The 12,645-nt window shown below is 42.4% G+C and carries 14 protein-coding genes; 5 read left to right on the forward strand and 9 right to left on the reverse strand.

Annotation, left to right across the window (positions count from 1 at the left end; translation table 11 throughout):
- Window positions 1–40: 40 nt before the first annotated feature.
- From eno to rpsB, 6 genes are all read right to left on the reverse strand, one after another.
- Window positions 41–1,303 (reverse strand): phosphopyruvate hydratase, encoded by a 1,263-nt coding sequence (gene eno / locus AAB400_02915; protein MEK7648843.1) that lies wholly within the window; start codon window positions 1,301–1,303, stop codon window positions 41–43.
- 18 nt (window positions 1,304–1,321) lie between these two features.
- On the reverse strand, window positions 1,322–2,581 hold the full coding sequence (locus AAB400_02920) for a phosphoglycerate kinase (protein MEK7648844.1): 1,260 nt from the start codon (window positions 2,579–2,581) through the stop codon (window positions 1,322–1,324).
- Window positions 2,582–2,604: 23 nt separating this feature from the next.
- A complete protein-coding gene (locus tag AAB400_02925; protein MEK7648845.1) occupies window positions 2,605–2,943 on the reverse strand; it encodes a hypothetical protein in 339 nt (112 codons plus the stop codon).
- A gap of 8 nt (window positions 2,944–2,951) precedes the next feature.
- On the reverse strand, window positions 2,952–3,971 hold the full coding sequence (gap, locus tag AAB400_02930) for a type I glyceraldehyde-3-phosphate dehydrogenase (GenBank protein ID MEK7648846.1): 1,020 nt from the start codon (window positions 3,969–3,971) through the stop codon (window positions 2,952–2,954).
- 71 nt (window positions 3,972–4,042) lie between these two features.
- Complete coding sequence (locus tag AAB400_02935) at window positions 4,043–4,627, reverse strand: translation elongation factor Ts (protein ID MEK7648847.1); 585 nt, start codon at window positions 4,625–4,627, stop codon at window positions 4,043–4,045.
- A gap of 23 nt (window positions 4,628–4,650) precedes the next feature.
- Window positions 4,651–5,451, reverse strand: a complete 801-nt coding sequence (rpsB, locus tag AAB400_02940; protein ID MEK7648848.1) for a 30S ribosomal protein S2 — start codon at window positions 5,449–5,451, stop codon at window positions 4,651–4,653.
- Window positions 5,452–5,820: 369 nt separating this feature from the next.
- Between rpsB and AAB400_02945 the strand changes: the two genes are divergently transcribed.
- The 5 genes from AAB400_02945 to prmC all read left to right on the forward strand — a co-directional run bounded on the left by AAB400_02945 (window position 5,821) and on the right by prmC (window position 10,804).
- Window positions 5,821–7,287 carry a hypothetical protein gene (locus tag AAB400_02945; protein ID MEK7648849.1) on the forward strand — a complete coding sequence of 489 codons (1,467 nt, stop codon included), beginning with the start codon at window positions 5,821–5,823 and terminating at the stop codon, window positions 7,285–7,287.
- A 69-nt stretch (window positions 7,288–7,356) separates the two neighbouring features.
- The gene (rpmE, locus tag AAB400_02950; GenBank protein ID MEK7648850.1) at window positions 7,357–7,632 is read left to right on the forward strand and encodes a 50S ribosomal protein L31; all 276 of its coding nucleotides are present in this window, start codon (window positions 7,357–7,359) and stop codon (window positions 7,630–7,632) included.
- Window positions 7,633–7,704: 72 nt separating this feature from the next.
- Window positions 7,705–8,796, forward strand: a complete 1,092-nt coding sequence (gene prfA / locus AAB400_02955) for a peptide chain release factor 1 (protein ID MEK7648851.1) — start codon at window positions 7,705–7,707, stop codon at window positions 8,794–8,796.
- Window positions 8,797–8,855: 59 nt separating this feature from the next.
- Window positions 8,856–9,956, forward strand: coding sequence for a 2'-deoxycytidine 5'-triphosphate deaminase (locus tag AAB400_02960; protein MEK7648852.1), 1,101 nt, complete (start codon window positions 8,856–8,858; stop codon window positions 9,954–9,956).
- A complete protein-coding gene (prmC, locus tag AAB400_02965) occupies window positions 9,953–10,804 on the forward strand; it encodes a peptide chain release factor N(5)-glutamine methyltransferase (protein MEK7648853.1) in 852 nt (283 codons plus the stop codon). Before AAB400_02960 ends, prmC begins: the two co-directional genes overlap by 4 nt.
- On the opposite strand, the gene AAB400_02970 is transcribed toward prmC, so the two are convergent.
- From AAB400_02970 to AAB400_02980, 3 genes are read right to left on the reverse strand one after another with little or no spacing between them, the layout of a single operon-like run.
- Window positions 10,799–11,368 (reverse strand): hypothetical protein, encoded by a 570-nt coding sequence (locus AAB400_02970; protein MEK7648854.1) that lies wholly within the window; start codon window positions 11,366–11,368, stop codon window positions 10,799–10,801. The two genes, prmC and AAB400_02970, sit on opposite strands and share 6 nt — an antisense overlap.
- 2 nt (window positions 11,369–11,370) lie before the next feature.
- Complete coding sequence (locus AAB400_02975; GenBank protein MEK7648855.1) at window positions 11,371–11,943, reverse strand: hypothetical protein; 573 nt, start codon at window positions 11,941–11,943, stop codon at window positions 11,371–11,373.
- A gap of 10 nt (window positions 11,944–11,953) precedes the next feature.
- On the reverse strand, window positions 11,954–12,622 hold the full coding sequence (locus AAB400_02980) for a 50S ribosomal protein L25 (GenBank protein MEK7648856.1): 669 nt from the start codon (window positions 12,620–12,622) through the stop codon (window positions 11,954–11,956).
- Window positions 12,623–12,645 lie beyond the last annotated feature (23 nt).

Below are 12,645 nucleotides of genomic sequence, written 5' to 3' on the forward strand. Positions count from 1 at the left end.
TATAATCTATCACTACCTTTATCATTAGGGAGACAGGTACTTACTGATGAGCAGTTAATTCATACTCTATCTCCATGAGTCTGTTATATTTCTCTACACGGTCAGATCGAGAAAGGCTGCCAGTCTTTATGAACTCAGCATTTACTGCAACTGCCAGATCAGCAATGGTCGTATCACCTGTTTCACCCGATCGATGAGAAATAATTACCTTATAACCATGATCTTTTGCAGTCATGATGCAATCGATAGTTTCAGTAAGCGTTCCTATCTGATTGAGTTTAATCAAGATAGCATTTGCAACCTTTTTGTCAACGCCCATAGCAAGCCGTTTTAGGTTTGTTACAAATAAGTCATCACCAACAACAATAAGTTTTTTTCCGAGCTTGCGCGTCAATGTCTGCCATCCATCCCAATCATCTTCACTAAGAGGATCTTCAGCAAGAATGATGGGATATTTTTTGCGCCACATTTCCAGCAACTCTATCATTTGATCAGATCGCAAACCCTTACTTGGAGTAAGGTAGTAAAGATTGCTTTTTTGATCGTAAAATTCAGATGCAGCCAAGTCCATTCCCAGATAAGCGTCCTTGCCTGGTATATACCCCGCTAGTTCAATCGCCTTAACGATATACGAGAGTGCTTTTTCATTTGCACTGAGTGTTGGTGCAAAACCACCCTCATCGCCAACAAGAGTTAAAAGCCCCTTCTTTTTTAGCAGGTCGTGAAGTGCATGAAATATTTCAGCGCCCTTTCTTACTTGTTCCGTGAGTGTTTTTGCCATCGGTATGACCATAAACTCCTGGATATTCAAACCACTATCGGCATGTTTGCCGCCATTTAAGATATTCATGGTCGGCTGCGGCATGGTATAGCCATTAAGCTTGAGTTTGAATGTGGAGCGTATCGAGCGATAGAGCGGTTGACTTATTGATTGTGATGCGGCATGCGCAACAGCAAGCGACACTCCAAGCAGTGCATTTGCTCCAAGGCGGGATTTATTCTCGGTTCCATCGAGTTTGCACATTTTATCGTCAATCAATCGTTGCTCTGAAGCATCCATTCCCTTAATTGCGCGTGCTAGTTCATTGTTTATATTTGCAACAGCCTTCAGGACTCCCTTGCCGTTATAGCGCTTTTTATCACCATCACGGAGTTCAAGTGCTTCATGGCTGCCAGTGGATGCGCCTGATGGCACTGATGCAGTACCAACACTTCCATCTTGTAATTCTACAACTGCTCGAACCGTTGGATTTCCGCGAGAATCAAGAATTTCATATCCTCGCACATAGGTAATTTTTGCCATATGGTTAATTATTAAGAATTATGATTTTTTAAGATAAGGTAAAACAGGCAACTCCTTTCCCGCCAACACATAAAGAGAAGCTCCACCGCCAGTGGAAACAAAGGAATATTTTTTGTGCAACCCAAGTGATTTTATGACTATCTCCGTATCTCCCCCTCCGATAATCGTTGTACCCTTATTTGCAGCTATACTTTCTGCAATTGCTTTCGTTCCGGTAGAAAATTGTTGGAGCTCTGAATATCCCATGGGCCCATTCCAGAAGATTGTCTTGGCTTTTTTGATAATTGACGAATAATAGTTGGCAGTATTGGGGCCAATATCCAAATACATCCAATTCCATGGCAGAGGATGATCTCCGGTAAGGTCGACAATTTCTGTTTGAGCGAGATCTTGAGCTTTTGAAGCTGCGACCAGGTCAATCGGAAGCACAAGTTTTGGGATTGACTGATTATGGCCAAGATTAACAAAAATACCCTTTGCTTTTGCCAAAATATGCTCAGCGACAGAGTACATATGTTGCTGGCGCTTTTTACTGTCGATCGGTGGATCTTCAATAAGTGATGCTGAAATCTTTACTCCTTCTGCTTTCAAAAAATTATGCGCCATCGCTCCGCCAATCAAAATAATATCAGCTATGCCAAGCAAGTGTTCAAGCGCTTCTACTTTGTCTGAAATCTTTGCTCCCCCCATCACAACAACAAAAGGATACTTTGGCTTCGCAAGTAAACTGGTGAGCGTTTTGTATTCCTGCAGCATGCTCAAACCACACACACTCGGCAGCAGTGAAAGAATTCCGGTGATAGAGGGGCATTCCCGATGGCTTTGAGCAAATGCATCAAAAACAACACAATCGGCATACGAAGCGAGCGTTGCAGCAAATGCAGCATCGTTTGTCTCTTCTCCTTGAGAAAAACGAACATTTTCCAGCATAACGATATCACTGGGCTTCATGGCATCCAATGCCTTTTGCACATCAGGACCGGTACAAGTATCGAGTTTTTTGACGGGGCGATTAATGATTGTGGAAAGTGATTTTGCGACAGGGTTGAGCTTATCTTTTTCTACCACCTTTCCTCCGGGCCGGTTCAAGTATGTAACAATAACTATCCGACACTTCTTTTTGATAAGATGTCGGAGTGTTGGTATAGTAGCACGAATCCTGCTGTCATCCGCAACGATCCAACCGATGCCTTTCCGGCGCAGGGGAACATCATAGGCAACGCGAAACAGTACGCGCTTACCTTTGAGATCAATATCATCAAGTGTCTTAAGAATCATAGAATAATCTATATAACCACAAGCTAAAGGAATACCTCCTTTAAGCAATAGCTTATTATGCATGGCACTCTTTTTGATCCGGTTGGTATTCCTTGCGGAGATTCCGTTGAAACAAGTTGCCATTTTTCAAATGAAGGAAAATATACTGCAAGGATTGCAAGTTTTTTCAATTCCTCATTATTGAGATCGCCTGCTATTGTTATATTCACGCCGTTTTCTGATATTTTTGGATTATATCCAGATGTTTGATGAATAAAATGTATTACACCTTCCGGAATTCCAGCTTTGGTGAGAAAGAGTTGTGCATTTTCTTTGCTAAACGGTTCTGTCGCTCTTGTCTTAAACAAGTTGAATATGTTCATACAGTGCCTCATTTTCCAATATGAAGTGCCATCTCAACCAAACGGCAAGAATAGCCCCACTCATTGTCGTACCATGCGATCACTTTTACAAAATCTCCGTCTACCACCTTGGTCATAGAAAGATCCACAACTGCCGAGTAGCTGCTCTTGATAAAATCAGATGATACTACAGGCTCATTAGTAACACCAAGTATACCTTTGTAGAATTTATTCTTTGATGCTGCGACAAATGCAGTATTTATCTCCTCAACTGTTGTTTTCTTTTTTAGGAGAAAAACAAAATCAGTCAGCGATACAACCGGTACTGGCACGCGAATGGCAATGCCATCAAAAAGACCTTTAAGCTCAGGAATAGTTTCCGTTGTTGCAATTGCGGCACCTGTTGTTGTAGGAATAATATTTTGATATGCCCCTCGTGCTCGCCGTAAGTCCCCTTTCTTCAGGCCAGGCGGTGGACCATCAACAAGATTTTGCTCCGCAGTTATGGCATGCACTGTAGACATAAGGGCTTTCTTAATGCCGAATTGTGAATGGATCACTGACGCTACGGGCGAAATGCAATTTGTGGTACATGAAGCGTTGTTGATAATCGGTTCATTTGAATACGCAGATGCATTTGTGCCAAGCACATACGTTGGGACTATACCCCCTTTTACCGGAGCAGATACAATCACTTTCCGCGCACCTGCTGCTATATGTTGCTGTGCGCCCTCAGGACTGGCAAATCTTCCGGTACATTCAAGCACAACATCAATCTTAAGATCTTTCCATGGAAGTTTTGATGGTTCTTTTTCCGCTAGTACTTTTATAAGCATTCCACCTACGGTGATATCCGCACCCTTTGCCTTGACTGTTCTTTCATAGTTTCCAAAAACTGTATCGTGCTGAAGCAAATGTGCAAGCGTTTCAGAATCCGTAAGGTCATTCACAGCAACAAATTCTAACTTAGGATTTCCAAACCCTGCTTTAAAGGCGTTCCTGCCTATGCGACCGAATCCATTGATTGCAATTCGAATTGGTTTTGCCATAAAAAATGTATTATAAAAAAGCTGGAAACGTATAATCGCTTCCAGCTTTAGTATATCTCACCTTGAATGAATTACAAGCTAAACCTGCAAAACCTTCGTATTTGGATATTCTCCCCTGTTTTGGCAATCGTGGCTGCGAGCAATTGCTGAATAGTCAGAGAATCATCCTTGATAAACAACTGATTCAGTAGGCATGTTTCCTGATAATACTTGTTTAATTTACCAACAATAATCTTTTCTTTGATCTCATCCGGCTTTTTCTCACTAGCCATTTGATCTTTATAGATTTCTTTTTCCTTTTCAATTACTTCAGAGGGAATGTCTTCCGGCTTCACGTAGAGTGGGTTTGCGGCGGCGATGTGCATTGCAATATCGTGCGCAAATGCCTTGAATTCGTCATTGCGAGCAACAAAATCAGTTTCACAGGATATTTCAACAAGCACACCCACTCGCCCCTGGCCGTGAATATAGGCATGCACAATACCCTCTTTTGTCTCACGTTCTTGTTTTGCAGCGGCGACTTTCTGACCTCGTTTTCGAAGTAATTCAACTGCCTTGTCGTAATCACCTCCGCTCTCTTCAAGAGCTTTCTGGCAATCGACAATGCCTGCGCCGGTTAATGTACGTAACTTCATGATAAGTCCTGCGTCTGCCATATAATTGTAGGGTTTAAAATGTGTTATAAATTCACTGCCGCATGATGCTCGTCTGCTTTTAGAGCGGATGCTTTTGTCTTTTGAACTTTGTTTTCTACAGGAATGGCACCAATTTCCTTCTCTTTTTCAACAACTCGCTCTTTTGAGCCTTCCTGGATTGCAGCAGAGAAAGCATTCATCATTAATTCAATTGCCTTGATCGCATCATCATTGCTAGGAACCGGGTAGTCTATTAACTCCGGATTTACATTTGTGTCACAGAGGGCAATGGTGGGTACATGCCGTTTTCGAGCCTCACGAAGAGCTGTTCCTTCAGCAATCAAGTCAACAAGAATCATTGCATCAGGCATTTTTGTTAAATCTTGAATACCTCCAAGATTTGCACGAAGTTCATCTATTTCGCGCGAGAAGTCCAACTGTTCTTTTTTCGTATATTTTGCCGCAAGCTCGCCAGACTCCATCTTCTCTTTCATTTTCTTAAATTTTTTGATGAGCTTTGAAATAACGGCAAAGTTCGTAAGGGTGCCGCCAATCCATCGATGGTTAATATACGGCATACCACAGCTCTGTGCAGCTGCTTCGATTGCATTCTGTGCTTGTTTCTTGGTACCTACAAATAATACCACACCGCCACGTTTTGCAATATCCTTCACAAACTCAAGGGCTTTGTTAAGGCAATCAAGTGTTTTGTCCAAATCGATCACATGGACTTCATTGCGTATTGCAAAAATATACGGCTCCATTTTGGGATGCCTGCGTGATTTTTTATGCCCAAAATGTACGCCGCTTTTGAGCATATCAACAATTTCCGGTAATACTACCATAGTGTCTCCTTTCGTCTTCTCTTTCCGTATGTATGTCCTCACGCGGAGGATCAAGGAGATGCCGGAAAGATGAGATATTAAAAACTAATATCATGAGTCTACACTACCTTCTAAAAATATGCAAGAGGTATCTTGGAAATAAAAAACCCGCTGACCGTATGGTTTCAACTCCTCTTACGGTAAACGGGTAATGATTCTTGTACGCTAAGGTACTAGTCGCTACTGCTATTTTGTCATACTCATCTTAATACAATTAACATTATATCCATAAGAAAAAGCGCGCATTATCCTTGACAAAAGTGCCAAAATGTGCTATAATGCGCGCATTAAACTATAGTATTTATAAGGAAACTCATCTCTAAAGGTCATATGCCGAATCATGATGATGGACTGGAAAAACTTCGCGAGAGATCTGAAACATCACTTATTCCGGAATTAAGAAAAGTGATGCTTCATGCGTCTAAAGAAGCGCGTAAAATTGCCCGAGACATGCGTGATCAAATTGGAAAATTCAATGTCACAAATCCTGCACGAAGGAACCCGGGAGTGGTAGAAACTTTTGTTATTCGGGATAAAAGTGGGACTTCATATCAATTCATTGCGGACTCCAATGGCAGAGATTGGGGTGTTTCCGGCTACAATATCTTACCAGTCCTAAACATACTCCATTCGCCACTTCTTACAGAGCAAGAACTGAGCACGGCATGCTCAAAAGCATTTGGGCAAAAAGCGGGACATAACCATTTCTACAAACGTCTGATTGAAATACACCCACTTATTGGAGCAGCAACCGTGTTGGCCAGAACCCAGCTTCCAGGCATCCTTGCGAGGCACCCTTCAAGACTAGAATCAAAAGACTATGCCGAATTTAATCCTGAAAAATGGTATGAAGTACACCTAACAACTGCTGAGAAAGCTCTTTTTTCAATCAATAAGGTCTTCGCATTACTCAGTGAACGCTGCAATGATGAAATTACAAGAAGTTTTCTTCATGATTGTAAACGTGAATGTGAATTACTCATCATGGAGTGCTGCCATTTTTCCTTTCTTCTACTAGAACATTTCTTGGGTAAACTATCACGCAATCAATGTGTCATTCCATGCGTTGTAAAAGATACTTCTTTAGCCATATCTCCTCAAGAGTATCTCTTGCGCGAAAAAGAAATTTTACGCTTACGTAGTGCGTACGTAGAATACTACAACCAATCAAGGCTTATCGACGTTTTTCCAATGCCAGATCGACAGAAAGTCATTGAGAACGGAGAAGTTCGCCTGCCGGTTTTTGCTTCAATCTATGATATTGAGGCATTACTGCAACACTATAGTAATTTATGGGAGCAATTGTCATCTGCACTCCAAAAAAACAAATCTTTTCCGTTCAACAAGGGGTATGCAAAAATAGTCAATGCGTGTGAAATCGGCATACAGCATGACTCAGCTCATTCACAAGATCGGCTTTCATTTATCTTGCCGGGATTTAACATTCGATTTGATAAAGATTCGCGGCATGGGTCAATCACATTGGACGTAGGCGGTATATCTCTTGCGCATGCACTTGCCTGCGCAGAAGAATATCTCGGAACAGTGCAAGTTGATAAAAAGTTGCCGACAGTATTTAAGGGTGTGTCAGACGAGATCAATCCTCAGATTAAATTGGAAAATAAAATCGCCCTTGTTGCTTCCATGATGATGGGCTCTTCCCGTGCCGTAGGACTTCGAAAAAAACCCACTATTTCTCACCATTCACGAGAGTTTGTTGCCAAGGACGAATATTATAACAATTATTCGCATATCTTAGCATGTATCAAGGGGGGTCTTGAACGGCCAGGACAATAATCTCCAATCGCCCATCTTGCACCGTTTTGAGAAGTCTGCTAGTATGCTGATATGAGAATTAATACGACTATGAAACAATCAATACATCCAACCTACTACCCTCAGGCGTCAATCTCGTGCGCATGCGGCAATGTTGCAACTATTGGTTCAACCATGCAAACAATTTCAGTAGAACTCTGCAGCAAATGCCATCCTTTCTATACCGGCACCCAGAAACTCGTAGATACAGCAGGCCGTGTTGAACGCTTTAAACAGCGTTCCCAGAAGAAAGAGACTGTTTCAGCAGTGCGAAAGGGACGAAAAGTCAAGCGCGCACGTTCAGCATCGCAGAAAAACGAAGCGTAACATTTTTGAGCAAAAAGGCATGCATTATTGGTCAGCATGTTTTTTTGTTGCATGTAAATATAGCAAAAGTATATGGTTACATTAGCTCAAAACCAACAACTGGAAGAAAAAAAACACTCCCTTGAGCAGCAATTAAGCGATCCGGAATTACTAAAAAATCAGAAGGGATATTTTTCTGCAACCAAAGAATATCGGGAGGTGCAACGAATGATTGATGCTATCCAAAAATATTCTGAACTCCAAGAGTCTTTAGTTCATGCAAAAAAAATGGCACTCGATGAGACTGATACTGAATTGCGGGACCTGGCAGTGCAAGAGCAGCGCCAGATTGAACAGCAGCTTACAGAATATGCTGAAGTGATTGAAGAGTATTTTAATCCGTCGGATCCTCTCGATAAAAAGGATATTTTTGTGGAAATTCGAGCTGGTGCAGGAGGCGATGAAGCTGCTCTCTTTGCAGCAAGTCTGTTCCGTATGTATACACTCTATTCGGAAAAAATGGGTTGGAAGGTACATTTGGTGAGTGAAAATAGGATTGGAATTGGAGGATTTAAGGAAGTTATTTTTGAAATAGTCGGTGAGAATGTTTATCGCTTAATGAAATACGAAGCAGGTGTACACCGTGTCCAGCGCGTGCCGGAAACTGAAAAAAGCGGGCGCATTCATACGTCTACTGTCACTATTGCAGTAATCCCAGAAGCCGAAGAAGTGGATATCACCATTGAACCCAAGGATTTGCGAATTGATACTTTCTGCGCTGGAGGACATGGAGGACAATCAGTGAATACGACCTACTCAGCTGTACGAGTAACGCATATTCCCACAGGAATAGCAGTCAGCTGTCAGGATGAAAGATCACAGCTCCAAAACCGTGAGCGAGCAATGACTGTCCTTCGAAGCAGACTTCTGGCTGCAGAGCAGGAAAGGCAAGCGTCAGCTCTCTCGCAGCAACGAAAAAAAATGGTTGGCACGGGTGACAGATCAGAAAAAATACGTACGTATAACTTTCCTCAAAGCAGGATCACCGATCACCGTATCAAGCACAGCTGGCACAACATTTCCGATATCCTCGATGGCAACCTTGACAGTGTCATGAATACTCTTCGCAAAGCCGACCGCGAGGGGACATTTGGTGAAGATGCCACTGGCACCGATGAGGAATAATATTGTCACATATTATTCTAGTGTTGCACTTTTTCATATCAGTGCTAGTCTTTTTCTATATGAACCAACCAGGTGCACTCCCCTCCCAGGCAATTACAAAACTCATTTCAGATGGGTTTGTAAAAAACGCGGATGAAAAAAACATCCGCCCTGCTTCACTTGACCTTACGCTTACTTCCGAAGTCTATAGAATTGAACAAGTATTTCTTCCTCGGAAGGGCGAGGCAGTCCGTGATCTATTGAAACTTGCGCGTCCCACGCTGCATCATCTCAGCCACCCACTGGAAAAAAACGTCACCTATATCGCCCGCATCAAAGAAATCATGCATCTTCCTTCCGATGTCCACTGCATCTGCAATCCAAAATCATCAACAGGAAGAATCGACATTCAGACACGCGTTATCGCAGATGGTGTACCGCGCTATGATACCATTATGCCCGGTGGCTATTCCGGCGAGCTATGGACACTTATTACGCCAAAGTCATTTCCCGTTCTTCTTCCGCCCGATGAATCCCTCTCGCAAATCCGTTTTTTTAATGCAGATACGACACTTAGTTATTTAGAACTTAGAGACAGTTATTTTGCGTCTCCCCTCCTGTACGATAGGGATGCGCGGAGCATTCCATTTAGTGAACTTGCTTCAGATAATGATAGTTCTCTTATTTTGAGTGTTGACCTCGACATGGATACTGTTGGGTGGGAATGCCTTGGTTCCTCACATGTTCTTGACGTTTCAAAGCGGAATTTCTATCAGCCAACGGATTTCTTCCAGCCACTTAGAAAAATAAATGGGCATATTCGCCTGCGTCAAGGAGCTTTTTATATTCTCTATACAAAGGAGCGCGTCCAAGTGAGCCCTACACTAGCATGCGAAATGGTCCCTATGGATGAAAAGTCCGGAGAATTCCGCGCTCACTACGCAGGGTTTATTGACCCGGGCTGGGGATGGGGCCTAAGCGGTGAAGTGGCGGGCCGACGCCTGGTTCTTGAAGTGCGCCCCTTTGAAGAAATAGTTCTCCGCGATGGGCAGCCGATTTCAAAAATTAAATTCTGTCGCATGACTGAGCAGCCCACAGCTGTGTATGATGCAATGGATTCTAATTACACCAAAGAGGCGCAGTCTCCCCGCCTTTCAAAACATTTTGCCACTCAACAATGACCATTTTTCAAGCACTTGGGGAATCTCAAAAACTCCTCAAAAAGGCTGCCATCTCAACATCTCAACTTGATAGCGAGGTGCTATTGGCGCATATCCTCAAGGTTGAACGTTCGTATCTTTTTGCCCATAGTGAACAAAGTTTTTCAAAAAAACAGCTACAAGGTTTTCGAGGGTTCATCAAAAAAAGGGCACAGAGAGTGCCTTGCGCGTATCTTGTTGGATATAAAGAATTTTACGGATCTGCGTTTTTTGTAAACTCATCCGTACTTATTCCTCGCCCCGATACAGAAGTGCTTGTTGAGTGTGTGAGCCGCTACCTTTTGGAGTATCCTGAAAAAAAGAATATTTTGGATATTGGAACGGGATCCGGCTGTATTGCAATTACACTTGCACTTCAACATCCTAAACTCAATCTTGTCGGTACTGATATATCATCAAAAGCTCTATCTCTCGCAAGAAAAAATGTCAAACATTTTGGTTGTGAAAAGCGTGTTCGCATCCTTAGAGCCAATCTCTATCCCGCTTCGCCAAAACGCTTTGATATCATCGTTTCAAACCCACCCTATCTTTCTACCAAAGAATACAGTACGGCTCTTAAAAAATACCCTGAATTAAAGTACGAACCACGTGGATCTCTTGTGGCTAAGGATAATGGACGCGCCCTACTCGACGCCATTATAAAAACATGTGGCAACCATCTCGATAAAAATGGTATTATTTTTCTAGAAATAGGTTCTGTACAAAGACTGTACATCAAAACTGCAATAAAAAAATACCTACCATCTGCCTCAGTAGTATTTCATAGAGACCTGGCAGGCAGAACACGCGTAGCAGAAATTCGGCTATAGATCTAGCGTATCAAACACCTCCAATAATTTCTTTTCAAACTCTTGGAGTGTCGCATTATTATCGATCACAGCATCTGCCAATGGCTTCAATGATTCAATTTGAAGTTCCGGCTCTTCCTCGTCTTTGAGACGAAACCGCTCTCTATCCATTTCGCTATCGCCCGCCCTCTGATTGCGTGCAATATAGCGCTGATAACGGGCTTCAAAATTAGAATCAATATACAATAAATGAAATGAAAACTCTTTTTTTATATCATCAAAATCTGTCAGGCGCCGTGCACCGAATAATGATATACGTGAGGCAGATGATGCGCGGATTTTCTTTACTACGGCTCTCTGCATGACATCAACGCCAAAGCGGGAACGCAGAAAGCTTGAAAGTTTTGGAATAGTATCCTGAGTTTCCGGAATGCCTAAAATATTCAATGCTTCATGCAGAGAACTCGAATAATCAATTCGAAGTGCCCCGTACTTCTCTGCAAGCAAGTTTCCAGCCACACCCTTGCCACACGCTTTACGACCAGTAAATGCGATGATTTTTTTTATTGTAGGTGTATCAGTCACAATTACTTTTTTAAAATCTCCTCAACCGCTGAGCGCGTCTGGATAATCAATTCCTCATACGTTCCGCTATTGTCTATAACAATATCCGCATAGGTCTTAAGCTGATCAATCTGCACTTCTGTTTCAGCCTGTCCCCTCTTTTGAAATTCATCCCAACTCATTTCCGCATCACCTGCATTTTCGTTACGCACTACATATCGTTGATACCGTATCTGCTCATCGCAATCGACAAAAATAAATGTAAAGTTTGGAAGTTGACGAAATGTATGAACATCAATCAAGCGCCTCATGCCATCAAACAATGTAATGGGCGCCTTGCTTTCAGTGAGAAGTTTAAGCATTGCATGCGCTATTACTTGCTCACCGTATGTTTCACGCAAAAACGTAGATAAATCAGAAAGATTTACGCGTGACTGAGGTATACCGAATATGTCGACAATCGCTCGCAATGGACCAGAAGAGGCATGCTTTTCTGCATTATATTCTTTAACAAGATACTTCGAAACACTTCCCTTCCCGGAAGCCATTTTTCCTGAAATTCCAATGAGCTGGTGGGGGTGCCCTCCTAGTTTCATGGCGGTAAAATTACTTAGCTTTTTCAACTACTGCCTCGCCTTCTTCTTTCTTAGCCTTGCCTACAACTTCAATCTTAGAAACATCTGTTGCCTGCTGTTGTTCCATTGCTGCAAGCTCTGCTTCTGAAACTGGCGGCATCACTGACGCAATAATACCATTGCCTTCATTCAAAATTTCAATGCCTTTGGGTAATTGAATGTCTGCAACGCGCAATACATCTTCAAATGTTGCCAATGGAGAGATATCTACGCGGATTTCTGAAACAAGATCACCCGGCAAACACTTCACCTCAACTTCATCTATTTGTTTCACAAATATGCCACCGAGCTCTTTGACCGCCCTTGCATCGTTCATAAATACCAAAGGAATATGAACTATTAGTTTTTTGTCCATATTAACCTGATAGAAGTCAATGTGCAGGTATTTCCCGCGAATAGGCTCGAGCTGCACTTCATGCACCAACACTTTAATAGGTGTAGCTGAATCCACTGCCAAATCAAGGAGTGTTGATTCGCCACACGACCGATAGGCTTTTTCAAATGGGATATACTCAACAGCAACAGATTGGTTGCTTCCTGCACCATAAATTACAGCCGGTATAAGCTTTTGTTTTCGCAATTTTTCTACGGCCTTACCCTGTACAGTTCGCACTGTTGCCTTTAATGCTATTGGTTCCATATATACAATATAAAATCATCTTA

This window comes from Patescibacteria group bacterium (assembly GCA_038065255.1).
Lineage (GTDB): Bacteria > Patescibacteriota > Patescibacteriia > JACQRZ01 > JACQRZ01 > JBBTRI01.

Coding starts and splice junctions, on each gene's coding strand:
- eno (MEK7648843.1), bottom strand. CDS start 1,303: ATGGCAAAAATTACCTATGTGCGAGGATATGAAATTCTTGATTCTCGC.
- AAB400_02920 (MEK7648844.1), bottom strand. CDS start 2,581: ATGATTCTTAAGACACTTGATGATATTGATCTCAAAGGTAAGCGCGTA.
- AAB400_02925 (MEK7648845.1), bottom strand. CDS start 2,943: ATGAACATATTCAACTTGTTTAAGACAAGAGCGACAGAACCGTTTAGC.
- gap (MEK7648846.1), bottom strand. CDS start 3,971: ATGGCAAAACCAATTCGAATTGCAATCAATGGATTCGGTCGCATAGGC.
- AAB400_02935 (MEK7648847.1), bottom strand. CDS start 4,627: ATGGCAGACGCAGGACTTATCATGAAGTTACGTACATTAACCGGCGCA.
- rpsB (MEK7648848.1), bottom strand. CDS start 5,451: ATGGTAGTATTACCGGAAATTGTTGATATGCTCAAAAGCGGCGTACAT.
- AAB400_02945 (MEK7648849.1), top strand. CDS start 5,821: ATGCCGAATCATGATGATGGACTGGAAAAACTTCGCGAGAGATCTGAA.
- rpmE (MEK7648850.1), top strand. CDS start 7,357: ATGAAACAATCAATACATCCAACCTACTACCCTCAGGCGTCAATCTCG.
- prfA (MEK7648851.1), top strand. CDS start 7,705: ATGGTTACATTAGCTCAAAACCAACAACTGGAAGAAAAAAAACACTCC.
- AAB400_02960 (MEK7648852.1), top strand. CDS start 8,856: ATGAACCAACCAGGTGCACTCCCCTCCCAGGCAATTACAAAACTCATT.
- prmC (MEK7648853.1), top strand. CDS start 9,953: ATGACCATTTTTCAAGCACTTGGGGAATCTCAAAAACTCCTCAAAAAG.
- AAB400_02975 (MEK7648855.1), bottom strand. CDS start 11,943: ATGAAACTAGGAGGGCACCCCCACCAGCTCATTGGAATTTCAGGAAAA.
- AAB400_02980 (MEK7648856.1), bottom strand. CDS start 12,622: ATGGAACCAATAGCATTAAAGGCAACAGTGCGAACTGTACAGGGTAAG.